Annotated in this window: 20 protein-coding genes; 16 read left to right on the forward strand and 4 right to left on the reverse strand. The window is 66.3% G+C overall.

Annotation, left to right across the window (positions count from 1 at the left end):
• Window positions 1-14: 14 nt before the first annotated feature.
• Window positions 15-470, forward strand: a complete 456-nt coding sequence (locus DMX06_RS14885; RefSeq protein WP_052752615.1) for a DUF1842 domain-containing protein — start codon at window positions 15-17, stop codon at window positions 468-470.
• Between the two features lie 71 nt (window positions 471-541).
• Here the strand turns inward: DMX06_RS14885 and DMX06_RS14890 are convergent, their stop codons facing one another.
• Entirely contained in the window at window positions 542-1,849 is a 1,308-nt protein-coding gene (locus DMX06_RS14890) for a serine/threonine transporter (protein WP_110738182.1), read from the reverse strand.
• A gap of 308 nt (window positions 1,850-2,157) precedes the next feature.
• On the reverse strand, window positions 2,158-3,534 hold the full coding sequence (locus DMX06_RS14895) for an L-serine ammonia-lyase (protein WP_110738183.1): 1,377 nt from the start codon (window positions 3,532-3,534) through the stop codon (window positions 2,158-2,160).
• A 146-nt stretch (window positions 3,535-3,680) separates the two neighbouring features.
• Between DMX06_RS14895 and DMX06_RS14900 the strand changes: the two genes are divergently transcribed.
• On the forward strand, window positions 3,681-4,628 hold the full coding sequence (locus DMX06_RS14900) for a LysR substrate-binding domain-containing protein (protein WP_110738184.1): 948 nt from the start codon (window positions 3,681-3,683) through the stop codon (window positions 4,626-4,628).
• Here DMX06_RS14900 and DMX06_RS14905 read toward each other — a convergent pair.
• The gene (locus DMX06_RS14905) at window positions 4,617-5,273 is read right to left on the reverse strand and encodes an RHS repeat-associated core domain-containing protein (RefSeq protein WP_110738185.1); all 657 of its coding nucleotides are present in this window, start codon (window positions 5,271-5,273) and stop codon (window positions 4,617-4,619) included. The two genes, DMX06_RS14900 and DMX06_RS14905, sit on opposite strands and share 12 nt — an antisense overlap.
• 234 nt (window positions 5,274-5,507) lie before the next feature.
• Between DMX06_RS14905 and DMX06_RS14910 the strand changes: the two genes are divergently transcribed.
• Window positions 5,508-7,754 carry a TonB-dependent receptor gene (locus DMX06_RS14910; RefSeq protein ID WP_258378864.1) on the forward strand — a complete coding sequence of 749 codons (2,247 nt, stop codon included), beginning with the start codon at window positions 5,508-5,510 and terminating at the stop codon, window positions 7,752-7,754.
• A 2-nt stretch (window positions 7,755-7,756) separates the two neighbouring features.
• On the opposite strand, the gene DMX06_RS14915 is transcribed toward DMX06_RS14910, so the two are convergent.
• Window positions 7,757-9,466 (reverse strand): sulfatase-like hydrolase/transferase, encoded by a 1,710-nt coding sequence (locus tag DMX06_RS14915; RefSeq protein ID WP_110738186.1) that lies wholly within the window; start codon window positions 9,464-9,466, stop codon window positions 7,757-7,759.
• A gap of 384 nt (window positions 9,467-9,850) precedes the next feature.
• On the opposite strand from DMX06_RS14915, the gene DMX06_RS14920 reads away from it, so the two are divergent.
• From DMX06_RS14920 to DMX06_RS14985, 13 genes are read left to right on the forward strand one after another with little or no spacing between them, the layout of a single operon-like run.
• Window positions 9,851-11,200, forward strand: a complete 1,350-nt coding sequence (locus DMX06_RS14920; RefSeq protein WP_110738187.1) for a UDP-glucose dehydrogenase family protein — start codon at window positions 9,851-9,853, stop codon at window positions 11,198-11,200.
• The gene (locus DMX06_RS14925) at window positions 11,197-12,261 is read left to right on the forward strand and encodes an NAD-dependent epimerase (protein ID WP_110738188.1); all 1,065 of its coding nucleotides are present in this window, start codon (window positions 11,197-11,199) and stop codon (window positions 12,259-12,261) included. Before DMX06_RS14920 ends, DMX06_RS14925 begins: the two co-directional genes overlap by 4 nt.
• Entirely contained in the window at window positions 12,258-13,004 is a 747-nt protein-coding gene (locus DMX06_RS14930; RefSeq protein WP_110738189.1) for a sugar transferase, read from the forward strand. Before DMX06_RS14925 ends, DMX06_RS14930 begins: the two co-directional genes overlap by 4 nt.
• A 1-nt stretch (window position 13,005) precedes the next feature.
• Complete coding sequence (locus tag DMX06_RS14935; protein WP_110738190.1) at window positions 13,006-13,653, forward strand: CpsD/CapB family tyrosine-protein kinase; 648 nt, start codon at window positions 13,006-13,008, stop codon at window positions 13,651-13,653.
• A 22-nt stretch (window positions 13,654-13,675) separates the two neighbouring features.
• Window positions 13,676-14,695: a polysaccharide biosynthesis/export family protein gene (locus DMX06_RS14940; RefSeq protein ID WP_110738191.1), complete on the forward strand. Its 1,020-nt coding sequence runs from the start codon at window positions 13,676-13,678 to the stop codon at window positions 14,693-14,695.
• A 14-nt stretch (window positions 14,696-14,709) separates the two neighbouring features.
• Complete coding sequence (locus DMX06_RS14945; RefSeq protein ID WP_110738192.1) at window positions 14,710-16,284, forward strand: GumC family protein; 1,575 nt, start codon at window positions 14,710-14,712, stop codon at window positions 16,282-16,284.
• Window positions 16,281-17,513 carry a glycosyltransferase family 4 protein gene (locus tag DMX06_RS26580; RefSeq protein WP_258378865.1) on the forward strand — a complete coding sequence of 411 codons (1,233 nt, stop codon included), beginning with the start codon at window positions 16,281-16,283 and terminating at the stop codon, window positions 17,511-17,513. The genes DMX06_RS14945 and DMX06_RS26580 overlap by 4 nt, the downstream gene beginning before the upstream one ends.
• Window positions 17,510-18,880 (forward strand): O-antigen ligase family protein, encoded by a 1,371-nt coding sequence (locus DMX06_RS14960; protein ID WP_110738193.1) that lies wholly within the window; start codon window positions 17,510-17,512, stop codon window positions 18,878-18,880. Before DMX06_RS26580 ends, DMX06_RS14960 begins: the two co-directional genes overlap by 4 nt.
• The gene (locus DMX06_RS14965) at window positions 18,877-19,842 is read left to right on the forward strand and encodes a glycosyltransferase (protein WP_110738194.1); all 966 of its coding nucleotides are present in this window, start codon (window positions 18,877-18,879) and stop codon (window positions 19,840-19,842) included. Before DMX06_RS14960 ends, DMX06_RS14965 begins: the two co-directional genes overlap by 4 nt.
• The gene (locus tag DMX06_RS14970) at window positions 19,835-20,971 is read left to right on the forward strand and encodes a glycosyltransferase family 2 protein (protein WP_110738195.1); all 1,137 of its coding nucleotides are present in this window, start codon (window positions 19,835-19,837) and stop codon (window positions 20,969-20,971) included. Before DMX06_RS14965 ends, DMX06_RS14970 begins: the two co-directional genes overlap by 8 nt.
• Before the next feature lie 9 nt (window positions 20,972-20,980).
• Entirely contained in the window at window positions 20,981-21,988 is a 1,008-nt protein-coding gene (locus tag DMX06_RS14975; protein WP_110738196.1) for a polysaccharide deacetylase family protein, read from the forward strand.
• Window positions 21,988-23,292, forward strand: a complete 1,305-nt coding sequence (locus tag DMX06_RS14980) for an oligosaccharide flippase family protein (protein WP_110738197.1) — start codon at window positions 21,988-21,990, stop codon at window positions 23,290-23,292. Before DMX06_RS14975 ends, DMX06_RS14980 begins: the two co-directional genes overlap by 1 nt.
• Complete coding sequence (locus DMX06_RS14985) at window positions 23,289-25,199, forward strand: hypothetical protein (RefSeq protein WP_110738198.1); 1,911 nt, start codon at window positions 23,289-23,291, stop codon at window positions 25,197-25,199. Before DMX06_RS14980 ends, DMX06_RS14985 begins: the two co-directional genes overlap by 4 nt.
• The last annotated feature ends 30 nt before the right edge of the window (window positions 25,200-25,229 follow it).

The following is a 25,229-nucleotide window of genomic DNA, read 5'->3' on the forward strand; positions in this document are numbered from 1 at the left end:
CAAGGAGAATCAGCATGTCCTTCGGACTTTTTCATACCCGCCTGAACGTCAGCAACGGGCTGCTCGGCGCACCAATCCTGACCCTCGACCTGCTGGTGAATACCGTGCAGAAGAAGGTCACCGGCAGGGCTTCCATCATCCAGACCACGCATCCGGTGCAGGTCTTCCACGCCAAGGTGTGGGGCGGCTACAGCGAGCTGCCGTTCGCGCCAGCTGGTAGCCCGTCGATCGTCCTGCACCTGGATGGCAGCCCAAGCGGCCCGCTCAGCCAGATCGCCCAGACCTTCCATCTCCAGGGCTTGCTCGACCAGGGCTGGAACGCCGGCACCGCCAGCTACCGTTACTTCATCAACGGCCACTGGGTCGACCAGCATGGCCGCGTGCGCAAGGCGCCGGACATCACCCACCAGGATCAACCGCAACCCGCGGAGCGCCTGAAGGCTGCCATCAGGCACCTGGAAAGCGTCTGACCTGAACGGATCGCGGGGCCAGCCCGCTCCCACACTTTCACGTGGGAGCGGGCTGGCCCCGCGATCATCGGTCAGGCCATGAAGCTGTAGGCGATCGCCGAAAGCGTGATCAGCCCGATCACTACCACGAACACATTCGACAGCTTGCCCGAGTACTGGCGCAACGCCGGTACCTTCTGCACCGCGTACATCGGCATCAGGAACAGCAGGCAGGCGATCACCGGCCCACCCAGGCTCTCGATGAGCCCGAGGATGCTCGGGTTCAGGGTCGCCACCGCCCAGCAGGTCACCAGCATGAACAGCGCCGTGGCGCGCTCCAGGCGCTTGGCCGGCCAGGTCTTGCCGCGCCCGCGCAGGCTCTTGACGATCATGCCCTGGAAGCCTTCGCTGGCACCGATATAGTGGCCGAGGAAGGACTTGGTGATCGCAACCAGCGCGATCAGCGGCGCGACGAAGGCGATCACCGGGGTCTGGAAGTGATTGGCCAGGTACGACAGGATCGAGATGTTCTGCGCCTTGGCCGCGGCCAGGTCAGCCGGGCTCAGGGCCAGCACGCAGCTGAAGCAGAAGAACATCACCGTCAGCACCATCATCACATGGGCGGTGGCCAAGGTGCGGCCGCTCTTGCGGTCGGCCTCAATGCCATAGCGGTGCTTCTGGTCGACGGCGAAGGCTGAGATGATCGGCGAGTGGTTGAAGGAGAACACCATCACCGGAATTGCCAGCCACAGGGTCAGCAGCAGCTTGGAGGCGCTGAAGCCTTCGTTGGCCTGGGCGAAGAACGCACCGTTCCAGTTGGGAATCAAGCTCAGGGCCAGCAGCAGCAACGAGGCGACGAAGGGGTACACCAGCACGCTCATGGCCTTGACGATGATCTGTTGGCCGCAGCGCACCACGATCATCAGCCCACAGATCAGCAGCAGGGCCAGCAGCGCCCGTGGCGGCGCGCCGATGTGCAGTTGGTGCTCGAAGAAGCTGGTCAGGGTGTTGGTCAATGCCACGCTGTAGACCAGCAGGATCGGGAAGATCGCAAAGAAGTACAGCAAGGTGATGAGCTTGCCGGCGCCCACGCCGAAGTGCTCTTCCACCACCTCGGTGATGTCTTCGTTGCCGCCCTTGCGCCCGGACAGCACGAAGCGGGTCAGCGCCCGGTGGGCGAAGAAGGTCATGGGGAACGCCAGCAGCGCCAGGATCAGCAGCGGCCAGAAACCGCCAACCCCGGCGTTGATCGGCAGGAACAGAGTGCCGGCGCCGATCGCCGTGCCATACAGGCCCAAGGCCCAGGTGGTGTCGTGACGGTTCCAGGTGGTCGAGCCGCTGGCCGCAGCCAGGGCAGCCGAATCCGCACGAACGCTCGTGGTGCTTTGTACATCAGTCATGGGTATCGCCTTGTAGTTGTTTTTGTCGCAGGTACAGCAGGTGTTGCAGGTTGATGCCGCCCCCTGTAGGAGCGGCCACTCATGGAACAAACCGTAACTTATTGATTTAGCCAGGCCCTGTGGGAGCGGCCTTGCGTCGCGAAAGGGCTGCGCAGCAGCCCCAGCAATTGTGATTGTGGCTTGGAATCTGGGGCCGCTGCGCGCCCCTTTCGCGACGCAAGGCCGCTCCCACAGAGGGATAGCTCCCTGCACGACTGCGTAGCCCGAAGGGCCGGACGATCTCCTACAGCGCAGTCAGTGCGAAGCCATCAGCACTCGACGAACGCGACAGCCAGGCCGCCGCGCGAGGTTTCCTTGTAATTGGCATGCATGTCCGCGCCGGTGTCGCGCATGGTGCGAATCACCCGGTCGAGGGAGATGAAGTGCTCGCCGTCACCGCGCAGGGCCATCTGCACGGCGTTGATGGCCTTCACCGCAGCGATCGCGTTGCGCTCGATGCAGGGAATCTGCACCAGGCCGCCGACCGGGTCGCAGGTCAGCCCGAGGTTGTGTTCCAGGGCGATCTCGGCAGCGTTTTCCAGCTGCGGCGGCGTGGCGCCGAGTACCTCGGCCAGGCCTGCGGCGGCCATCGAGCAGGCCGAGCCCACCTCACCCTGGCAGCCGACCTCGGCGCCGGAGATCGAGGCGTTCTTCTTGCACAGGATGCCCACCGCAGCGGCGGCCAGCAGGAACGCCACCACATCGTCGTCGCAGGCGCCGGGGTTGAACTTCATGTAGTAGTGCAACACCGCCGGAATGATCCCAGCCGCGCCGTTGGTGGGCGCGGTGACCATGCGCCCGCCGGCGGCGTTCTCTTCGTTGACCGCCAGGGCGAACAGATTGACCCACTCCATGGCGCTGAGGGTCGAACCGATCACGTTGGGCTTGCCGACCTCCTGCAGGCTGCGGTGCAGGCGCGCCGCCCGGCGCTTGACCTTCAGCCCGCCCGGCAGGATGCCTTCGTTGCGCAGGCCGTTGTCGACGCATTCGCCCATGGCCGCCCAGATCCTCAACAGACCTTCGCGCACCTCGCTTTCCGGGCGCCAGGCGCATTCATTGGCCAGCATCAGCTGGCTGACACTCAGGCTATGGGCCTTGCACAGGGCCAGCAGCTCGGCGCCACTGGAGAATTCGTAGGGCAAGGCGACCTGGTTGACGCTGTCTTGCGGCGCGTCGATCTCGCTTTGCTCGACAATGAAGCCGCCGCCCACGGAGTAGTAGGTCTGGCTGAATTGGCTGCCCTGCCCGTCGAAACTCTCCAGGGTCATCGCGTTGGGGTGGTAGGCCAGGCTCTCGTCGAGCAGGCGCATGTCACGACCGTACTGGAACTCGACCGGCTGGCTGCCATCGAGCATCAGGCACTGCTCCTGCATCAGCTGGTCGATGCGTGGCTCGATGCTGTGCGGGTCGATCCGGTCCGGCCACTGGCCCATCAGCCCCAGCAGGCAGGCGCGGTCCGTGGCGTGACCGATACCGGTGGCCGACAGCGAGCCATAGAGGCGCACCTCGACTCGCCGCACCTTGGCCAGCAGGCCGCGTTCACGCAGGGCCTGGGCGAAGGTCGCCGCGGCGCGCATGGGGCCGACGGTGTGGGAGCTGGACGGGCCGATGCCAATCTTGAAAAGGTCGAAAACACTGATAGCCATGCTAATGCCTGACCGTGACAACCATTTATGATGTGCCACGGCTCTCTGGAAAATTTGAGCGGTATTGCCAAGTTGCGCGATACTGCCCCTCTCAGGCCAGCTTGACCAACGAAACTTCCTACATAAGCCTTTAGCAGGACTAAACGATGAAAGGCCCACTCAACGGCCAGGTGTTCGTCTGGCTGCACGTGTTCTCCTGCGCGGCGCGGCACCTGTCGTTCACCCGTTGCGCCGAGGAGCTGCACATCACCCCCGGGGCGGTCAGCCAGCAGATGCGCCAGCTCGAGGAGCGCCTGGGCTTTCGCCTGTTCCTGCGCCGCGCCCGCGGCGTCGAGCTGTCCGCCGAAGGCCAGCGCCTGGCGCAGACCGTGGCCGAGGCCTACGGCAGCATCGAGGCCGAGCTGCTGCGCCTGGATGCCGGCGAAATCCGCGGCACCCTGCGCCTGCGCTCGATCCCGTCATTCCTGGCCAAGTGGCTGACGCCGCGCTTGCCACGCTTCCAGCAGCGCTACCCGGATATCGAGCTGCGCCTGGTGGCCGAGGACAGCAACCAGGCATTGCACCCGGAAGACTTCGACCTGGCCATCGACCTCAACGACGGCAGCTACCCGGGCATGCTCTCCACCCCTCTGCTGGACGAGCAGATCTTCCCGGTGTGCTCACCTGCCCTGCTGCGCGGCCGCCCGCCGCTGCACGGGCCGGCGGACCTCGCCCACTACCCGCTGCTGCACGACATCACCGCCTGGCGCGGCAGCTCGGAGTATGCCGAATGGGAGTTCTACCTCAACGGCATCGGCGCTGGCGGGCTGGATGTGCGCCGCGGGCACACCTTCAACCGCAACCACCTCACCATCGAAGCGGCCATTGCCGGTGTCGGCGTGGCCATCGCCCGGCGCACCCTGCTCAACGACGAACTGGAACGCGGCGCGCTGATCGTGCCGTTCGGGGTGCCGATCGCCAACCACAAGCGCTATGTGCTGCTGTATCCACCGGGCGGGCTGAGCCAGCCTGGGGCCCGGGCGGTGCATGACTGGCTGGTGGAGGAGGCAAAAGGTTTCCGCGCGCTACACCCGCTGAAGCTTTCAGTCGAATAACAGCTCGCTGCGCACACCATTCATCCTCACTACAGGCGGCTCGGACATTTCCGGCGTTTCAGGCAGCAGCGGCCCTGCAAATGGAGAAAAGACAGCATCATCTTTCGCCCAGCGGGCGTAATAAAACTTGCCCAGATCATAGGCCCCAGCAAGCAGACCAACGTTAAAGCTCAGCTCTGACAGTCCGCGCCCCGCCTCGACGTTGACTTGTTTCAAGAGCTCCCCGGCCATCATGCCCCACTTGGCAGCATCCTTGATCGCTTTTGCCCCACCCGTTCGGGTAAGGACATTCCTGCCGGTCGATGCGATCAGCAGAACCGTCTTGGCAACTTTCTTGAAACTGACCTCACCACCGGGGTCAAGGCGGTTGACCGGATCCCCCAGGCAATAGGCATAACTACTGATGCCCCCCTTGCCAAAAGGACTCTGCCGATCAGGACTGATAAATCGCATGAGGACCGGATCGTAGGCTCGCCTCCCGTTGCCCAGCATATAAAAGTCTGTCTTGCGCTCCAACAACTGCCCAGTGAACGCCAACAGCCGGCCATCAATCATCCTGCTGGCCCCAAACGGGGTAAATACCCTTGCCCGCCCCAGGCCGTACACTGATTGTTGAGCGTCGCAAAAAACAAGTTTGGTTGTCATCTTCGGTCTACGAGCCCCCGTTCGCGATGCTTTTGCGCAAATCCTCTTACTGGCTATGCCCGATCAGAGACCAATCAGAAGGTTCCTGGAATCTATACAAACCAAGACCGCCTTACACCTGGCAATTCTGCTAGCACACCGCTAACGACAATTATTCGCATTGAGGTTTTTCCATTCTGTGACGGAAACCCTAGTGAATGCCTTCACTCACTTGCGAATCGAAAGGACTCCAGCATGTCGCAACAGCGTGTCAGCCCGGCGCAGCAGCCGGCTGTGCCCCACTTCGACCTCAATCGCACCTTCACCGCCGTACACATAGCCTTGCTGCTCGGCCTGGGCGGTGTGTCCATGAGCGTGACCGCGGCGCAGACCGTGGAGCGTGCCGAGGACGTGGACAAATCCCGCCAAAGCCAGGCCGGCGGCAGCCTGGAGCTGACCGAGACCCGGGTCGAGGGCAGCCTCGACGCACCGAGCACATTGCCCCCCGCCTACGCCGGCGGCCAGGTGGCCTCGGGCGGCCGGGTCGGCCTGCTGGGCAACAAGGATTTCATGGAGACGCCGTTCAGCACCATCAGCTACACCGAGCAGTACATCCAGGACACCCAGGCCCAGACCGTCACCGACGTGATCGCCGCGACCGACCCCGCCGTGTTCAGCAACGGCCTGAAGGGTACCTACAGCGAGAACTACTCTATCCGCGGCTTCAACTCCAACATCAACGATGTGAGCATCGGCGGCCTGTACGGCATGGCGCCCTACTATCGGATCTCGCCCGAGATGTTCGAGCGCATCGAAGTGCTCAAGGGACCGTCCGCCCTGCTCAACGGCATGCCACCGGGCGGCTCGGTGGCTGGCAGCATCAACCTGGTGCCCAAGCGCGCGGGCGCCGAACCTTTGACGCGGATCACCACCACCTACATGTCCGACGCGCAGTTCGGCGGGCACCTCGACGTCGGCCGCCGCTTCGGCGAGCAGCAACAGTTCGGCGTGCGCTTCAACAGCGTCTATCGCGACGGCGACACCGCGACCGACCATCAGCGCATGAAGGCCGAGCTCAATGCCCTGGGCCTCGACTGGCGCGGCGAGCGGGCGCGCCTGTCCGCCGACCTGTACGAAAGCGAGGACCGGGTCAGGGGCCAGAACCGCGGCATCGGCCTGGCCGCGGGCGTGCCCGTGCCCAGGCCGCCTAAGTCCGAGACCTTGCTCAACCCGGACTGGGGCTTCGTCCAGACCCGCGACAAGGGCGTGATCGTGCGCGGCGAATATGACCTCAACGACAACCTCATGGCCTATGCCACGGCCGGCACCAGCAAGACCGACTATGCCTACAGTGGCACCATGCTCGCCGAGGTGTTCAACACCGCAGGAGACATGGAGACGAACATGGGCCAGTTGAAGATCGACCTCAAGAAGACCTCGGGCGAGGCCGGCCTGCGCGGCCATTTCGACACGTTCGGCGTCGGTCACCAATGGTCGCTCAACGCCACGCACTACTCGGACAAGCAGCGCGACTATGGCCGGCGCAACGTGCCGGGGGCCGAGTGGATCAACAACATCTACCACCCGGTCTGGGGACCGGAGGCCGCCAGGAGCTACCCGGCCATCGCCCACACCGAGTCGCGCCTGAGCAGCTACGGCTTGGCCGACACCCTGTCGTTCCTCGACGAGCGCCTGCAACTCACCTTGGGCGTGCGTCGCCAGCAGGTGCTGACCGACAGCTTCAACGTCAGCACCGGTGCGCACACCACGCGCTACAACGAAAGCGCCACGACGCCAGCGGCGGCAGTGCTGGTCAAGGTCACCGACAAGGTGTCGCTGTACGCCAACTACATCGAAGGCCTGAGCAAGGGCGCCATCGCCCCGATTACCGCGCCCAACGCCGGCCAGGTGTTCGCCCCCTACAAGTCCAAGCAGAGGGAAGTCGGCATCAAGCTCGACCTCGGCGACTTCGCCCACACCCTGAGCCTGTACCAGATCGAACGCCCCAGCAGCTTCACCGATCCGGTGACCAAGGTGTTCTCCTTCGGTGGCGAACAGCGTAACCGAGGACTCGAATGGAGCTTCTTCGGCACCCCGCTGACCGACGTGCGCCTGATGGGTGGCGTGGCTCGCCTGGATCCCAAGGTGACCAAGACCGAGAACCCCGCCGAGGAAGGCAAGACCGCCACCGGCCAGCCGAAACTGCAGGGCAAGCTGGGCGTGGAATGGGACACCCCGCTACTCGATGGCCTGACCCTGACCGCCAACGCCACCGCCGTGTCGAAGCAGTACATCAGCGACGACAACAGCCAGTCGATTCCTGGCTACACGATATATGACGTCGGCGCCCGCTACCGGCTGCAGGTGGCCGACCACCCGGTGACCTTGCGCGGCACGGTGGAGAACGTGACCAACAAGGCCTACTGGGGTATGCCGCTGCTCACCAGCCTGGGGCTGGGTGCGCCGCGTACGGTGCAGCTGTCTGCCAGCATCGATTTCTGACCTTAGTCCGCCTTGCCTACCGGCATGGGTTGCCCCGCCAGAACACTGGCGGGCGTGACCACCTGCCCCAGGTCGATGTGGCGGAAATCCGGCTTGGCTCCCAGCCGCGCATTGAAGCGCACGTTGAAGGTGAACGGATCGTCGGTCGGCATGTCCAGCGAACGGCCGTAGAGCGCGCTCACGGCCGTGCCGTCATAGCCCATCAGCTTGAGCAGCGTGGGGAACAGGTTGTAATGACTGGAGGCGTTGCGGTTGGCCTGCAGATGCGCCTGCCAGTCCAGCGTGTGCAGGCCCTCACCTTGGATCACCACCAGCGGCACCAGGCCTTCTTCGGGCACCGGATCGCTGTCGCAGTGGGTGTTCAGGCCGGGGTTGCCACGCTCATGCAGGTCCTGGCCATGGTCGGAGGTATAGAGCACAACGGCCTGGCTGAGATCACCCTCGGCAAACAGCCGCCGAAAGAATTCGCCGACATTCCACAGCACCGTGTTCTGGTAGGCGTTGCGGTACAGCACCCAGTCCTGGGGCCGACCATCGAAACCGTCGCGGGTACCGGTATCGGCGATATCGACGTAATGCCCTCGCGGCAAGGCCGGCTGGTACTTGAGGAACTCATCGGGGTACTTGTCGTGCACCGGGAAGTGGGCGCCGACCTTGTTCACCACGATCAACTGCGGCTTGCCATCCTTGAGCAGCACCACCAAGCGCTCAAGCGCCGCCATGTCGCGCTGCACCACGGGTGAGTCGTCGAACTGGATGAACTGGTCGATATCGCGTTTCTCGGTCTCTGTCATCAGGTTCTGCAAGTTGCCGCCAGTACGCTGGCCATCGATGTACACCGTTCCCAGGCCCGCGCGTTTGGCGTACTGCCAGATCGACGGCTGGGTCGAGTTGATGCGCAGGTAATCACCGCGGGTGCCGCCATAGCGCAGGGTGACGTTGGTGTCGGCACTGCAGTTGGCGATGGACGCGGCATAGCCGAAGTTGACGATGGACACGCCAGGCTGGGCCTGGGCCAGGTGGCTGGTGACCCCGGCGGGGGTGTTCAGGTCCAGGTAGTTGCCCGAGATGCTCTCGTCGATCAGCAGCACGATATCCCGCGCCATCGCCGGCCCCGACTGGGCCAGGGTCACCGGCTGGCGCGGCCCGACATGGTCGTGCAAGGTCTCGTAGCCGAACAGGCTCAGGTAGGCCAGCGGCGTGTACATCACCGGCAGCCCGCGAGCGCCCTCGCCGGCGCGCACGAACAGGATGGCAATCAGCACCAGCAGTCCCAGCACCGGCGCCACGGGTGGCAACAGCCTGGGTAACCACGGGGTCGGCCCCGGATGCAGGCCAATACCCAGCAGCAACAGCAGCGCCCGCGCTGCGGCCAGGGTAATGGCGTAATGGTATTGCTGCAGGGCCTCCTGGACGAAACCGCCGGCATAGACCATGGACACGAATGCGCTATAGGTCAGGTAGGAGTCGGTGATGCGGTTATAAGCGTCGAGGAAGATCGCGCTGACCGTGAACGCCAGCGCCAGCGACCAGCGCAGCCAGCCGGGGCGGGTGAAGGCGGTCAGCAGCAGGGCCACGGCCAATACCGCGAACACGCCCAGGTACAGCACCAATGGCAGGCCAATACCCAGCGCTTCTATGCGCTCGCGGTAATAGGCATGAAAGCTGGCCAGATAGACGAGCAGCAGCAAAAGCTTGATCCATCGGCGCATGTTTCGGCCACTCCGGTCATGGGAATCTCTTCAAACCGTAGCAGCTGTGAAACAAACCACAACGCAAAAAAGTCAAAATTCCGACGACATACCGACACCGGAATCTGGCACCTCCCGCAAGTTGTTGTTGATTCTCCCTATCGTCTGCAACCCGCTTATTTCGGTGCGTCCAACCGTTCATCGGTTCGTCGAACGGCCAATTGCCACTAGCTATGCGCGCTAACACACGGATTGGAAACGGGTTGGTGGCAGATCGCCCGTTTCGCCAGGGTCTGTAAATTCGACGAAACATGCCATTGCTTTGACGCAAATCCACCGGGCTGAGCTATACCCAATTCACACCACTGTTTCATCTCCCTTACTCATCCATTCGAGGCACCGCGCATGGACGTGAGCGTTTTTGGCACCGGTTATGTCGGACTGGTACAGGCAGCAGCCCTGGCGGACGTAGGTCACCGGGTCCTGTGTGTGGATGTCGATACCCACAAGATCAACCAGTTACGTCAGGGCGTGCCACCGATCAGCGAGCCAGGCCTTTCGGACCTGCTCGAGGACAACATCAAGGAAGGTCGCCTGCTGTTCAGCACCCAGGCCAGCGATGCGGTCAGCCACGCCGAGCTGATCTTCATCGCCGTCGGCACGCCGCCCGACGAGGACGGCTCGGCCGACCTCAGCCATGTGCTCAACGTCACCCGGCAAATCGCCGCGCTGATGGAAACCGACCATACCCTGATCATCAAGTCCACCGTGCCGGTGGGCACCGCCGACCAGGTCATGGCCCTGGCCCGCGACGAACTTCAGCGTCTGGGCAAGAGCCAGCTGCAGGTGCGCGTGGTGTCCAACCCGGAATTCCTGAAGGAAGGCAGCGCCCTGGCCGACTGCATGCGCCCGGACCGGATCATCGTCGGCACCCTCGACGAAGTCGCCCATGACCAGTTGGCAGAACTGTACGCGCCGTTCTGCCGCAACCACGAAAAACTGATGTTCATGGACAACCGCAGCGCCGAGCTGACCAAGTACGCCGCCAACGCCATGCTCGCCACCCGCATCAGCTTCATGAACGAGCTGGCCAACCTCAGCGAGCACCTGGGCGCCGACATAGAGGCGGTGCGCCGGGGCATCGGCTCGGACCCGCGCATCGGCTACCACTTCATCTACCCCGGCTGCGGTTTCGGCGGCTCGTGCTTCCCCAAGGACATCAAGGCGCTGCTGCACACCGCCGCCCACAGCGGCATGCCCCTGCGCCTGCTGCAAAGTGTCGACGAGGTCAACAACCAGCAGCGGCGCATCCTCTTCGCCAAGCTCAAGCAGCGCCTGGCGGGTCTGGCCGGCAAATCCATCGCCCTGTGGGGCCTGGCCTTCAAACCCAACACCGACGACATGCGCGAGGCTCCCAGCCGCTACCTGATGGAAGCCCTGTGGGCCGAAGGCGCAACGGTGCGTGCCTATGATCCCGAGGCGATGGACGAATGCCGGCGCCTGTACGGCTACCGGGACGACCTGCAACTATGCGCCACCCGCGACGATACCCTGCAGGACGCCGATGCCCTGGTGATCTGCACCGAGTGGAAGAACTTCCGCGTGGTCGACTTCTCGATGCTGGCCAGCAAGCTGCGCGAGCGTCTGATCGTCGACGGCCGCAACCTGTACAACCCCGAGCAGGTCGCCGCCCATGGCCTGCACTACAGCGGCATCGGCCTGCGCCAGATCGCTCCGCAGGCGGATGCGCCATGAAAGTGCTGGTGACCGGCGCGGCCGGTTTCATCGGCGCCCACACCTGCCGCCAGCTGCTGCTGGAAGGGCACCAGGTGGTGGGGCTGGACAATTTCAACGACTACTATGAGCCGGCGCTCAAGCACGCCCGCGTGCACTGGGTACGGCAGACGGTCGGCGACTTCCCGCTGCACTGCCTGGACCTGGGCGATCGCGACGGCATGGCCCGGCTGTTCGCCAGCGAGCGCCCGGAGGTGGTCGTGCACCTGGCGGCCCAGGCCGGCGTGCGCTACTCGCTGCAGAACCCGCAGGCCTACCTGGACAGCAACCTGGCCGGCTTTCTCAACATTCTCGAAGGTTGCCGCCGCCATCCGGTCAGGCACTTGCTGTACGCCTCGTCCAGCTCGGTGTATGGGGCCAACCAGCAGACGCCCTATCGGGTCGAAGACCCGGTGGACCACCCGTTGTCGCTGTATGCCGCCACCAAGAAGGCCAACGAGGCCATGGCCCACAGCTACAGCCACCTTTATGGCATCCCCTGCAGCGGCCTGCGCTTCTTTACCGTGTACGGCCCCTGGGGCCGTCCGGACATGTCGCCGATGCAGTTCGCCAAGGCGATCAGCGAGGGCCGGCCGATCCAGCTGTTCAACCATGGCCGTCACCAGCGCGACTTCACCTACATCGACGACATCGTCGAAAGCCTGGTGCGACTGATCCCCCTGCCCCCGGTCGCCGACCCGCAGTGGGACGCGTTCGACCCGGACCCGGCCAGCAGCCACGCGCCCTGGCGCCTGTACAACATCGGCGGACAGCGCCCGGTGGAGCTGCTCGACTACCTGGCCCTGCTGGAGAAGCACCTGCAGCGCAACGCGGTGATCGAGCTGCTGCCGCTGCAGCCGGGCGATGTGCTGGCCACCTGCGCCGACGCCAGCGCCCTGGCCAGGGTCACCGGTTTCACCCCACAGATAGGCCTTGATGAAGGGCTCGGGCGCTTCGTCGCCTGGTTCAAGAGCTACCACTCGCCCGCCGCCAGCGAAGCGGCGCCCACGGGCGAGCAGCCGGATCAACGGAGGGCGGTATGACAGGACAACCCAAGAGCGCGCAACTGCAGGCGCTGTACCAGGACAAACGCATGGACCCGGCGCACCGCCAGCGCATCGATGCCGCCATCCACATGCAGGGCCGCGGCTGGATCAGCGGCCGCGCCGGAGGCCGCCCCTGGACGCTGTCGCGCACCAACCGCGTGCTGTCATGCCTGGCCGCGCTGACCTTGCTGTTGCTGCTGTCGCCGGTGTTCCTGGTGCTGGCGCTGCTGATCAAGCTGTCCAGCCCAGGGCCGGTGTTCTTCGTGCAGAAGCGCACCGGCTACCGGGGCCGCGCCTTCGGCATGTACAAGTTCCGCACCATGGTGGCCAACGCCGAGGCGCTGAAAGAATCGCTGCGCCACCTGAACAAGCACGGCGCCGAATCCATCGACTTCAAGATCGACAAGGATCCGCGCATCACCTCGATAGGTGGCTGGCTGCGCCGCAGCAGCCTGGACGAGCTGCCCAACCTGATCAACGTGGTCACCGGCGACATGCGCCTGGTCGGCCCGCGTCCCACTTCATTCAACGCCTACCGCTACCACGACAACCACCTGGCGCGGCTGTCGATCTACCCAGGCATGACTGGCCTTTGGCAGATCTCCGGGCGCAGCAATATCGACTTTGACCAACGCGTAGAGCTGGACCTGAGCTACATCAACGAACAGAGCCTGATGCTGGACCTGAAGATCCTGCTCAAGACCCCGTTCAAAGTCTTCACTGGCCACGGAGCAAGCTGAGATGGACGGTTCATCCTCAAGAAGTCTGACCATCGCTACCCCAAGCGAGACCAACCTGACCTCCACCGTGCTCGACCTCGACCAGCGCACCCTGCTGCTGACCGCGGCCAACACAGGCAGCGGCACCAGTACCAGCGCCCTGGCCTTCGCCAGCCAGCTGGCATTGATGAGCGCGGGCAACGTGCTGCTGATCGACGCCAGCCTCAGCCCCGGCGGCCTCAGCCAGCAACTGGGCCTGGGCAAGCTGCGTGGCTACAGCGACCTGCTGTTCAACCAGGACACCCCGCCGCTGGCCCAGGACTGCATCGTGCGCCTGTCCGACCAGCCGTTCGACGTGCTGCCGGTGGGGACCTGGAAACGCGGCCGCGACCGCCTCGACCACGAGCAGTTGCGCGTGTTGCTGAACCAGCTGAGCAACCAGTACCGCTTCGTGGTGATCGACGGCGAAGCCATCTACGCCAGCGCCGACAGCCTGGTCATCGGCACCCTGGTCGACGGCGTGATCCTGGTGGTCTGCGCCGAGGAGACCCGCTGGGAAGTCGCCCAGGCTGCCAGCCAGCGCCTGACCCAGGCCGGCGCGCGATTGATCGGCAGCGTGTTCAACAAGCGCAAGTACTACATGCCCAAGTGGCTGTACGAAAATCTCTGAGAGGCCGCACAGGATGAACGCCATGAGATACCCATCGATTGCCCTGTGCGTGCTGGCCCTGGCCGGCTGCGCCAGCCAGGAAGACCGCCAGATGCCGGTGCAGATCCTTACCGCGCCACCGGCCGAGAGCCAGGCCACTGAGGTCGCCCGCCGCGAGCAGGTGCTGCGCCCGCAGGACGTGCTGGAGGTGATCTTCCATGTCAGCAACCGTTCGGCCGGGGTCTACCGCATCCAGTCCGGCGACACACTGGACCTGAACTTCATGGCCGCCAGCGGCCTGAACGGCAACCAGCTGGTGCAGCCCGACGGCACCATCACCCTGCCCAGCACCAACGCCGCGGTGCGCGTCGAGGGCATGACCCCCGGCGAGGCCGAGAGCGCCATCCGCCAGGCCTACCAGGACAAGCGGGTATTCAAGCCCAACCGTGACCAGGTCACCGTGCGGGTGATCAGTCCGATGACCGACGAGGTCAACCTGAAGAACGCCCTCAACCACCCCGGCACCGGCATGAGCCGCGACATCACCGTAGGCAACGATGGCCGCGCCACCTTCCCGGAAATCGGCTCGGTGCCGCTGCAGGGCATGACCGTCAACCAGCTGCGCGACTACCTCAACGAACGCTACGCCACCCTGCCCGGGCGCATGAGCGTGGACGTGCTGCTCAAGTCCACCGCCGCCAACGAGATCTACGTGCTCGGCGAAGTCGGCCAACCCGGCGCCTTCCAGATCCGCCGTCCGGTGTCGGTGCTCGAGGCCCTGACCCTGGCCCGCGGCCCGACCCTCAAGGCCAAGCTCGGTTCGGTGGTGATCATGCGCCGTGAAGGCAACACCGTGCACGCGGTCAACTACGACGTCGACCAGGCGCTGTCCGGCGGCACCCAGAAACTCGCCTACCTGCAGCCCGAAGACATGCTCTACGTGCCCAAGACCAAGCTGGCCAGCGCCGCAGAGCTGTCCCGGCAACTGGCCGACGTGGTGCTGTTCCAGGGCTTCGGCTTCAGCTTCAGCTACCGCGTCGACAACAAAGAAAGCGACGACTGACCGGGGGACGGACCATGACTACGCAGCCCAAAGAAAACTATGTGCATGAGTTCTTCCGCATCTTCTTCGCCAACCGCCAGCTGGTGAAACGGGTGTTCCTGGTGTTCGCGGTGATCGCGGTGATTTTACCGCTGGTGCTCAAGCAGAGCTTCGACATCACCGCCGAAGTCATCGTGCAGTCCAAGAAGCTCTCGCAGAGCGACACCACCTCGGCGCTCAGCCAGCAGGCCGACCAGTTCATCCCGCCGTCGCTGGCCGACATGGAGACCGAGAGCAACATCCTGCGCTCGCCGACCCTGATCCGCCAGACCATCGGCGAGCTGCGCAAGGAAGGCCACTACCCGGACGAGCCCGGCCTGCTGCGCCGTACCGTGCTCGACCCGGTGCGCCACGCGGTGTTCGACCCGCTGCACCGGTTGTTCGGCAACACCGTGGCCGATGACCGCGACACCCAGCTCGACACCCTCACCGACCAGGCGGTCAAGGATCTCAAGGTCGAGACCCTGCCCGGCTCCAACGTGATCTCCATCACCTACAGCGCCGACGATCCGAAGCTGGGCACGCTGTTCGTCAGCCGCCTGCTGGAGAACTTCCTGGCCAACCGCCAGGACCTGCAGTCCAACGAGCTGCCCGAGGCCTTCTACGAGCAGAAGAAACTGCACTACCAGGCCCGCCTGGGTGACCTGGAAAGCCAGCGCCTGGGGCTGCTGACCGCCATCGGCTCGTCGGACCCCAAGGAAGAGATTACCTTCCGCCTGAACGCCATCAACACCGAGGAGCAGGCGCTCAACCTGCAGCGTGACCGCCAGCTACAGAACCAGAAGTGGCTCGACTACCTGCAGAGCAGCCTGGCCGCGGCCAGCAAGGCGAGGATGGCCGACTACGCGTTCCCCTACACCTTCACCACCACGGTCGACAACGTCGCCTTCGAGGACCGCGAGATCAAGCAGCTCGGCGAGCAGCTGACTACCCAGCTGGCCCGCTACAACGGTGACGCCACGGTGTTCCAGCCGGGTTCCGACCAGATGGTCATGGCCCGCCAGCAGATCGCCCAGTTGCGCGCGCAGTTCCTCAAGATCGTCGAGAACCGCATCCGTGAGCGCCAGCAGGACCTGGCGGTGACCCAGCAGGTGATCGAGCAGAAGACCCAGCGCATCGCCGACTACAGCAAGCGCATCCTCCAACTGCGCGAGACCCAGAGCAAGACCCGCCAGTTGGACACCGAGATCGACGCCCTGCACAAGGCCTTCTCCACCTACGCCCAGCGTTACGAGGAAAGCCGTGGCCAGGGCCTGCTCGACGGCAGCCAGTCCAACGCACGGATCCTCAGCGCCCCCTACGAACCCACTGCGGCAAGCTTCCCGAAACCTGGCCTGATCATCCCGTTCGGCCTGGTCACCGGCCTGCTGCTGGCGATCGCCGTGGTCTACGTCAGGGAGTTCTTCGACCACCGCTTCAAGCACCCGGCGCAGATCAGCCACGAGCTGGGCCTGCCGGTGCTGCTGGTGATCAACGACCAGGCCCCGGCGCTGCCCAACCCGCACAAGAGCTGGTCGCTGCCACGCCTGTGGCACTGGGTGCGCAATTGAACGCCGCGCTGCACGCCGGCCGGCCGATCCTGCACCTGCTCGGCAGTGGCGGGTTCTACGGCGCCGAGCGCATGCTCCTGGACCACTGCCAGGCGACCCCCGGCCAGCATCGGGTGCTGTTCCTCGATGCCCCGGCGGAGCTGGTGGCGCGCTTTCGCGAGGCCGGGGTCGAATGCGACACCTGCCGGGGGCTGGGGGCGGTGCTCAAGGTGCTCGGCGCGCAGCGCGACCAACGTCCGCTGGTCAACAGCCACAATTTCAAGGGCCAGCTGTTCGGCTGGATCGGCGCCACCCTGTGGCGCCTGCCGATGGTCAGCACCCAGCATGGCTTCACCCCGCGCAGCCGCAAGCAGCGCTTCTACACCTGGCTGAGCCTGCAACTGTGCCGCACGCCGACGGTGGACACCGTGGTATGCGTGGCCGAGAGCATCGCCCGCATCCATCGCGATGCCGGCGTGCCCGAGGCCAAATTGCGGGTGATTCCCAACGGGCTGCCCGAAGCCAGTACAACCGATGACGAACATGTGGGAGCGGCCTTGCGTCGCGATGGGCCGCAAAGCGGCCCCAATGCCACCCACGCCAATGACTCAGGCACACCAGATTGCCATGCCCCGGCGGCCGCTTCGCGCCCGATCGCAACACAAGGCCGCTCCCACAGGGGTTGCGATCACGACCGAAAAATCTGGCTCGCCGCCTACGTCGGTCGCCTGTCCAGCGAAAAAGGTCCCGACCTGTTCCTCGACACCCTGATCCCGGTGTGCCAGCGCCACCCACAGGTCCACGCCGTGATGCTCGGCGAAGGCCCCGAGCGCGACACGTTGCAGGCACGCATCGACGCCGCCGGTCTCACTGATCGCATCACCCTGCCGGGCTTCCAGCGCGACATGCGCGGTTGGATGAAGCGCCTGGACGCCCTGGTCATCAGCTCACGCACCGAAGGCACGCCGATGATCCTGCTCGAGGCCATGCAGGACGGCGTGCCAGTGGTGGCTTTCGGTGTCGGCGGCATTCCCGACGTCATCGAACACGGGCGCAACGGTCTATTGGCCGCCCCGCTGGCCAGCGCCGAACTGGGCGAACACCTCGAGGCCCTGCTCCTGGATCCCGCGCAGGCCGCCGAGCTGGTCGCCGGCGCCCGCCGCACGCAACGCGAACGCTACCACCTGCCGACCCTGGCACAACGCTGGGCCCTGGTGTACCGGGGCGCGGCCGAGGAGGTTGTCGCATGATCATTCCCCTGTCGCTGGTGGGCCTGGTGGCCCTGCTGAGCCTGGGTCTGCTGGCCAGTCCCTACCCGTTCCTGGCCCCCGGCGGCGTGATCGGCCTGGCCGGCGTGCTGGTGCTGTACCGCAAGCCGGCCTGGGGCCTGCTGGCGATCGCCACCCTGGTGCCGCTGGAGGGGCTGCTCAAGGATGGCCTGGTGTCCGGTGCCAAGCTGGTGGGCATCGGCCTGGTGCTGATCCTCAGCCTGCAACTGGCGGTGCGCCAGTTGCCCGGCGAGCGCCTGCGCAGCAACCAGTGGCGCCTGCTGCTGCCGTTCATGGCCCTTTATCTGCTGAGCCTGTGGGCCAGCGACGACCTGGCCCTGTCGGGCGGGCACCTGCGCGAACTGCTGGTGGGGCTGGTGGTATTCGTCATCACCCTGCTGGTCGGTCGCGACCTCAACCTGCCGATGCTGGCCCGGCTGATCACCGTCAGCGTGTGCGTCACCTGCCTGTTCGCGATCTTCTCCACCAAGTACCAGGAACAGGGTCGCGCCTCGGCCATGCTCGACCCCAACGCCTTCGCCCTGCTGATCACCATCGCCATGCCGCTGGGGCTGTGGCTGGCGATCAAGGCCCGGCAGATCCCGGTCAAGCTGTTCTGGGCCGGCTGCTGCCTGTTGCTGCTGGTGGGCATGACCAAGACCGAATCGCGCTCGGGGCTGGTGGTGCTGCTGATCAGCCTGGGCATCGTGCTGTACAACTACCGCGAACAACTGACGCGCATCCGCCCGCGCCACCTGGGCTTCGCCATGCTCGGCCTGGCCATCGTCCTGCCGTTGGGCGTAGCGCTGATGCCGGCGGGCTACGCCGAGCGCATCCAGTCGCTGATGCTGCTCAAGTCCGGGGTCAACGCGCACCAGGACGAATCGCTGGGCCGACGCGCCTCCTACCTGGTGGTGGGCAAGGAAATGATCAGCCACAGCCCGCTGCTCGGCACCGGGCCCGGCACCTTCCCGCTGCACTATGCCGACACCGGCTTCTCCAAGGCCTTCGCCCCGGTCAACAGCAAGACCACCGACCTCTACCGCCGCGCCCACAACACCTACCTGGAACTGTTCAGCGAGGTCGGCCTGCCGGCGGGCCTGCTGTTCGTCGGCATGATCGCCCTGGCCCTGCGCAACTTCTGGCAGGCCCGCGCCGCCTTCCGCGCGGCCGGCGATGCGGACCGCGCCGACCTGATGACCCACCTGACCATGAGCATGCTGGCCATCGGCCTGTTCCTGATGTTCCTCAGCGCCCCCAGCCACAAGTACCTGTGGCTGATGCTGGCGCTGTCCAGCGTGCTACTGGGCCAGGCCCGTGAACAACAAACCGTGGAGGTGGCCCGATGAGCCGGGTGAGCATCGTCATCCCGATGTTCAACGAGGCCCGTCATATCGGCCGCACCCTGGACGCCGCCCGGCGCTCGGCCAGCGCGGCGGGCCTGGCCTGCGAGCTGATCGTGGCGGACAACGGCTCCAGCGACGACGGCCCACGGATCGCCCGCGAGCACGGCGCCCAGGTGCTGACCCTGCCCGGGGTGGCCATCGGCGCCCTGCGCAACGCCGGCGTGGCCGCCAGCCACGGCGAATGGCTGGCCTTCCTCGACGCCGACATCGAGGTGCCCGAGCACTGGCTGGACCTGCTGCTGGACCTGCAGCGCCGCGGTGAAGGTGATGTCTTCGCCCTCGACTGCGACACCCCGCGCCACGCCCCCTGGTTCGCCCAGGCCTGGCAACGGCGCACCCTGCGCACCGGGCAGACGGTGCAGGACTGCACCTGGCTGCCCACCCCCAACCTGCTGATGCGCCGCAGCTGGTTCGAGCAGGTCGGCGGTTTCGACGAACGCCTGCGTACCGGCGAGGACAAGGACTTCACCCTGCGCCTGCACGAGTCCGGCGCCCGCCTGCGCGTGCTGCGCCAGCCCGCGGTGCTGCACTGGGGCTATGAGGCCAACTGGCGTGAATGGCTGGGCAAGGAGATGTGGCGCCAGGGCAGCCACCTGCAACTGCTACGCAGCCACGGCGTCAGCCTGCGCCTGCTGCGCTTCCCGATGCTCTCGGTGGGCGCCTGGGTGCTGGACGCCATGGCGCTGTCGGCCCTGCTCGACGGTTTTCCCCATGTGGCCCTGTTCTTCCTGCTGGTTAGCGCCCTGCCCGCGCTGTTCCTGAGCCTGCGTCAGAGCCGCCGGCACCGTGACCCGCTGCTCACCCTGCAACTCTGGGGCCTGCACTGGCTGCGCCTGCACCTGGCCGGCGCGGCGTTCATCCTCAGCCTGTTCAACCGCACCGCAAGGAGGCCCGCCCGTGGCTGAGTTCATCTTCTGGTCATGCCTGCTGCTGCCGTTGTACGCCTGGGTCGGCTACCCCCTGCTGCTGACCCTGGCCGCGCCGTTCTTTGCCCGGCGCACGCATTCGCCGTTGCCGGCGCAGCGGGTGAGCGTAGTGATCGCAGCGCACAACGAAGAGCGGCATATCGAAGCCAAGCTTGCCAGCGTGCTCGGCCAGGACTACCCGGCTGCCGAGCTGCAGGTGGTGGTGGCCAGCGACGGTTCCAGCGACCGCACCGTGGCGTTGGCCCGCGCCTTGGGTGACCCGCGGGTGCAGGTGCTGGACCTGCCGCGCCTGGGCAAGGCCGGGGCGTTGAACAGTGCCGTGCAGGTGTGCACGGGCGACCTCTTGGTGTTCACCGACGCCGACAACCAGTGGTCAGCCGACACCCTTGGCTTGCTGCTGGCGCCGTTCGCCGACGCGCAGGTCGGCGGCACCGCCGGGCACATGATCATCCCCGACCCGGGCAAGGGCCTGAGCATCGGCGACAGCCTGTACCGGCACTACGAAGCCTGGGTGCGCAAGGTGGAGAACCGCACCGGCTGCATGGTCTCGGCCGACGGCGCCCTGCTGGCCCTGCGCCGGGCGCTGTACCAACCGATTCCCAAGCAGGTCAACGACGACTTCTTCATCAGCACCTGTGCCCCGGCTGCGGGGCTGCGCATCGTCTACGTGCCCGAAGCGGTGGTGCTGGACCAGGGCGTGGACGAGGCCGACAAGCAGTTCCGCCGCCGCCAACGGGTCACCGTCGGCGGCCTGCTGAGCCTGGCCGCCCGCCGCGAACTGCTCAATCCGGCGCGCCACGGCCTGTACGCCATCGCCCTGATCAGCCACAAGCTGATCCGCCGCCTGGCCCCGGTGCTGCTGCTGCCATTGCTGCTGGCCAACCTGTGGCTGGCCATCGAGCCCGGTTTCTACCGCCTGACCCTGGCCGTGCAGCTGCTCGGCTACGCCGCCGCCATCGCCGGCCTGCTCGACGCCCGCCGCCGGCTGCCGCGCCCGTTCCGTCTGGCCGCCTTCGTGCTGGTCACCCTCGCTGGCATGAGCGTGGGCCTGTGGCAGTTCCTGCGCGGGCACAGCTACAGCCAATGGAATCCCGACCAGAATCGATGAGCGACGGACATGCCGATCAAGACTCAAATCAAGCAGGCCAGTGGCTGGTTCTATTTCAAGTCGCCGCGCGGGCGCGCCGAACTGCGCGGCGCCGGGGTGATCCTCATGCTGCACCGGGTGCTGGCCGATGATGCCAGCGCCGCCCTGCCCCATCGCAACGAGCTGTGCGTCGGCCCCCGGGCCTTCGAAGGGCTGCTGCGCTGGCTGCCCCGGCATTTCGACTGCGTCAGCCTCATGGACCTGCTCAAGAGCCACGAGGAGCCCCGCGGCGACACCCGCCCCAAGGTGGCCCTGACCTTCGACGACGGCTGGCGCGACAATGCCGTCAACGCCTTCCCGCTGCTGCAGCGCCACCAGGTGCCGGCAAGCATCTTCCTGTCCACCGACTACATCGGCAGCCGCCAGCGCTTCTGGTGGGAAAGCGTCGGTGAAACCCTATGGGGCAGCCATGGCGAGGAGGCCCGTCGGCAACTGATCGAGCGCCTGCGCAAGCTCGGCCGGCCATTGCCTGCGGCCTACTTCATGCACGACCACAGCAAGGCCCGCAGCCTGGTGCTGGCGCGCTACCTGCAGACCCTCAAGAGCCTCAGCCCCCAAGCCCTGCATGTGCTGACCGACGCCTGCCCGCCGGAGTCGCTGCCCCAGGCCATGGACTGGCAGCAGGTGCGCGCCCTGGAGGACTCCGGCCTGGTGCGCTTCGGCCCCCACGGCGCCAGCCATGCCCTGCTACCGTACCTGGACGACCACCGCCTCAACGAAGAGCTGCAACGCAGCCACGCCGCACTCAACGAAGGCTGCCGCGAACCATTGCCGGTGTACTGCTACCCCAACGGCGACCACGACGAGCGCGTGCGTGCCCGTGTCGCCGCGCACCGCTACCCCTACGCCCTGAGCACCCGCCCGGGCATCTGCCAGGGCCACGACGACCCGCTGGCGCTGCCGCGCATCGGTGTCAGCCAGCGCAATGCCAGCCGGCCCTCGTTGCTGGCCTGGCGCATCAGCCGCGGAGAACGCTGATGAACCGCAACAGCTACCTGCGCCACCTGGCGCTGAGCATGGGCACCAAGCTTGCGATGATCGCCCTGCGCCTGCTGCGCAACGTGCTGCTGGCGCGCATCCTCGGGCCCAGTGAGCGCGGCCTGTTCGCCCTGCTCAGCACCCTGCCCGACCTGCTCAGCGCCGCCACCAGCGGCGGTCTGAACAGCGCGGTCGGCTACCAGGCGGCCAAGCAGCGCGACATGGGCCTGCTGCTGACCCAGGTGCTGGTCTACGGCTGCCTGCTGGCAGGGCTGCTGACCCTGGTCTGCGTGTTCCTGGTGCGCGAGTTCGGCACCGACCTGGAAATTACCGTGCAACTGGGCCTGCTGGCCTGGCTCTTGCTGCTGGCGGTGCCGATGACCGTGCTCAAGAGCGGCCTGTTGACCCTGCACAATGCCAGCGGCGGTGTCGGCGCGTTCAACGCCCTGCGCCTGACCGAATCGCTGGCGCCGCTGCTGCTGTTCCTCGGGCTGTTCTGGATGTGGCGCGACGAGGCCCTGGAAGCCGCGCTGATCAGCTGGCTGTGCGGCATCGCCCTGGTGCTGGTGCTGGGCCTGTGGTGGCTGCGCCGCCAGCACCCGCTGGCCCTGCGCTGGGACCGCGGCGGCCAGCGCGAGCTGCTGAGCTACAGCGCCAAGAGCCACCCCGACCTATTGTTCCAGCAGGTGATCCTGCGCTCGGACTACCTGTTCATCGGCGCCATGCTCGGCAGCACCGCCCTGGGCCACTACGCCATGGCCAGCGCCGCCGCCGAACTGCTGCTGATCGTCCCCGAGGCGGTGACCACGCCGCTGATGAAACGCCTGCTGCAGCAGGACGCCGGCATGGAGCGCCTGACGCCCCTGGCCCTGCGCCTGACCGCCACGGTGATGCTCGGCGCCTGCCTGAGCATGGCGCTGATCGGCCAGTGGCTGATCGTCACCCTGTTCGGCGCCGACTACGCGCCGGCCTATCCGGCGCTGCTGGCTTTGCTGCCGGGCCTGCTCGGCCTGTGCTATGCCAGCATCCTGCGCCTGGACCTGCTGGGCAAGAACCGCCCCGGCACAGTGTCGCTGCTGATGGGCGCGGGCGCCGCGCTGAACCTGGTGCTCAACGTGATCCTGATCCCGGCCTGGGGCATCGTCGGCGCGGCGGCGGCCTCGTCCATCGCCTACCTGGCGGTCACCGTGGCCATGCTGGTGCTGTATTGCCGCCTCAGCGGCGTGCCGCTGGGCCAGACCCTGATCATCCTGCCCGCTGACCTGGCGCCGCTGCGCCAGATGCTGCAACGGAGGGCGGCATGAAAGCCCTGCTGCTGTGCACCGCGCTGCTGGCGCAGACGGCGCTCGCCGCGCCCGTGCAATGGGGCGAGATCCGCGATGGCAGCCTGTACCTGCTGCCGGCCCGTGCCGACGAAGTGCGCATCCAGTGGCGACCGGCCTGGCAGGCCGAGGCCAACCCGGAGCGCCTGTACCTGCTGGACGGCCAGGGCCGCCTGGCCGGCGAACGGCGCATCGAAGCTGCGCAGGTGCGTGGCGAGCAGCGCTGGCCCCTGGCATCTGGTGGCGGCACTTATCGCCTGGAAGTGCCCGGCTACAGCTTCCGCGACTACCGTATCCAACACGATCCCAGCACCCGTGCGCTGTTCGCTCCGGCCAAGGTGCACTTCAGCGCCGAGGTCGGGCCGGGTGTCGAGCTGTACTTCCGGGTCAAGGCCGGCGAACGGGCGGTGTTGGCCGGCAAGCACCACGGCGGCGTCCACGGGCTGTTCGCCGAGCGTCTCAGCGATGGCCGGCGCGTGCAGTTGCCACTCAAGCCCTACCGCGCCTACTGGCGCTTCGACCAGCTAGCGCTGCCCGTCAGCGGCCGCGACGAGACCTGGCGCCTGGGCCTGCAGGGCAGCGGCAAGGCGGCGTTCTGGCTCGACGGCAGCGCCAACCTGTTCGCCCAACGCGCCGACGACCTCGGCGACCTGCCCCAGCAAGCGGGCCAGGTCCGCCTGACCGTCGGCACCAAGCTACTCGGCCCCACGCCACGTCTGGGGGTAGCCCTGCCGTACGTGCTGCCACCGGCCTCAAGCTTTGCCGCCCTCGACGCCCTGCGTCCCCAGGCCGCCGGTTTCTACAGTTTCGTCGACGTGCTGCAACGTCAACCCGACTTCGAGAACGCCTGGCGCAAGCTCTACCAGGAACGTTTCAGCATTCTCCAGGACATCACCCTGCTGGCCGGCAGTGCCCGAGTCGCCGACTTGCGCAGTGACCGCACCAGCAGCGATGGGCTCGACGCCTGGCTCGAGGCGACCAAGGCCCTGGGTGGCAAGGGCACCCACTACCTGGCCTTCGCCGACGAGCCCAACCTCAACTACCGCGACTACGCCAGCTACCGCGACTTCTTCCAGTCCATGGCCAGGCGCGTGCGCGAATACCCCGGCGCCCGCGAGGCCGGCGTGCGCATCGCCATGCCGGCCTCCTCACGCCTGCTCGGCGGCCCTTTCACCGACGACGGCAAGCAGCGCCGCGGCATCGACTGGGCACGGCGCCTGCTCGCCGAACAGGGCGCGCAGATCGACGCCCTGGCCTGGCACGAATGGATGGTCCGCGACCTGCTCGCCACCCGCAGCTACCGCGACAGCGTGCGCCAGGCCGCCGACCTGGTGGGCCTCGACGGCCAGGGCCGGCCGCGCAAGGCGCTGCTGCTGGACCAGACCAACCTGTCCAGCGGCTCGAGCCTGAGCCCCTACGAGCAGAACACCCACTACGCCGGCCTGTGGTGGACCTCGGTGGTGATCAACGCCGCCGGCGACGGCCTGCTCGACATGCTCAACTGGTTCCATGTCGCCGACGAACCCGAATGGCCCAAGGGCATGCTGCGCGATACCGGCGACCAGCGCTACGAGCTCAAGCCGGTGGGCCTGGCCCAGCAGTTCATCCAGCGCCACTGGCTGGACCAGGTGCTGGCCCTGGACAACGACGCCTTCGAGGTCGATGCCCTGGCCATGGCCCGCCAGCAACAGCGTAGCCTGCTGGGGGTGAACAAGGCCGAGCGCCTGCAACAGGTGGCGCTGACCCTGGGCGATTGCCCCGCCGGCCAGCTCGAACTGTTCGGCCCCGACAACCAGAGCCGCCGCGCCAGCTTCAGCTGCACCGATGGCCAGGTCCGTTTTCAACTGCCAGGGCAGACCGTATTCGCCCTGACCTGGAGCGCGTCATGAGACGCACCTCGATCAGCCATGCCCAGGAGG

It is taken from the genome of Pseudomonas mosselii (assembly GCF_003205295.1).
Taxonomy (GTDB): Bacteria; Pseudomonadota; Gammaproteobacteria; order Pseudomonadales; family Pseudomonadaceae; genus Aquipseudomonas; species Aquipseudomonas mosselii_B.

Excerpts from the sequence above, each read along its gene's own strand:
- DMX06_RS14905 (WP_110738185.1), bottom strand. The coding sequence starts at position 5,273 with ATGACAACCAAACTTGTTTTTTGCGACGCTCAACAATCAGTGTACGGC.
- DMX06_RS14940 (WP_110738191.1), top strand. The coding sequence starts at position 13,676 with ATGAGATACCCATCGATTGCCCTGTGCGTGCTGGCCCTGGCCGGCTGC.
- DMX06_RS14945 (WP_110738192.1), top strand. The coding sequence starts at position 14,710 with ATGACTACGCAGCCCAAAGAAAACTATGTGCATGAGTTCTTCCGCATC.
- DMX06_RS14965 (WP_110738194.1), top strand. The coding sequence starts at position 18,877 with ATGAGCCGGGTGAGCATCGTCATCCCGATGTTCAACGAGGCCCGTCAT.
- DMX06_RS14960 (WP_110738193.1), top strand. The coding sequence starts at position 17,510 with ATGATCATTCCCCTGTCGCTGGTGGGCCTGGTGGCCCTGCTGAGCCTG.
- DMX06_RS14935 (WP_110738190.1), top strand. The coding sequence starts at position 13,006 with ATGGACGGTTCATCCTCAAGAAGTCTGACCATCGCTACCCCAAGCGAG.
- DMX06_RS14885 (WP_052752615.1), top strand. The coding sequence starts at position 15 with ATGTCCTTCGGACTTTTTCATACCCGCCTGAACGTCAGCAACGGGCTG.
- DMX06_RS14910 (WP_258378864.1), top strand. The coding sequence starts at position 5,508 with ATGTCGCAACAGCGTGTCAGCCCGGCGCAGCAGCCGGCTGTGCCCCAC.
- DMX06_RS14925 (WP_110738188.1), top strand. The coding sequence starts at position 11,197 with ATGAAAGTGCTGGTGACCGGCGCGGCCGGTTTCATCGGCGCCCACACC.
- DMX06_RS14975 (WP_110738196.1), top strand. The coding sequence starts at position 20,981 with ATGCCGATCAAGACTCAAATCAAGCAGGCCAGTGGCTGGTTCTATTTC.
- DMX06_RS14985 (WP_110738198.1), top strand. The coding sequence starts at position 23,289 with ATGAAAGCCCTGCTGCTGTGCACCGCGCTGCTGGCGCAGACGGCGCTC.
- DMX06_RS14900 (WP_110738184.1), top strand. The coding sequence starts at position 3,681 with ATGAAAGGCCCACTCAACGGCCAGGTGTTCGTCTGGCTGCACGTGTTC.
- DMX06_RS14980 (WP_110738197.1), top strand. The coding sequence starts at position 21,988 with ATGAACCGCAACAGCTACCTGCGCCACCTGGCGCTGAGCATGGGCACC.
- DMX06_RS14930 (WP_110738189.1), top strand. The coding sequence starts at position 12,258 with ATGACAGGACAACCCAAGAGCGCGCAACTGCAGGCGCTGTACCAGGAC.
- DMX06_RS14895 (WP_110738183.1), bottom strand. The coding sequence starts at position 3,534 with ATGGCTATCAGTGTTTTCGACCTTTTCAAGATTGGCATCGGCCCGTCC.
- DMX06_RS14920 (WP_110738187.1), top strand. The coding sequence starts at position 9,851 with ATGGACGTGAGCGTTTTTGGCACCGGTTATGTCGGACTGGTACAGGCA.
- DMX06_RS14915 (WP_110738186.1), bottom strand. The coding sequence starts at position 9,466 with ATGCGCCGATGGATCAAGCTTTTGCTGCTGCTCGTCTATCTGGCCAGC.
- DMX06_RS14890 (WP_110738182.1), bottom strand. The coding sequence starts at position 1,849 with ATGACTGATGTACAAAGCACCACGAGCGTTCGTGCGGATTCGGCTGCC.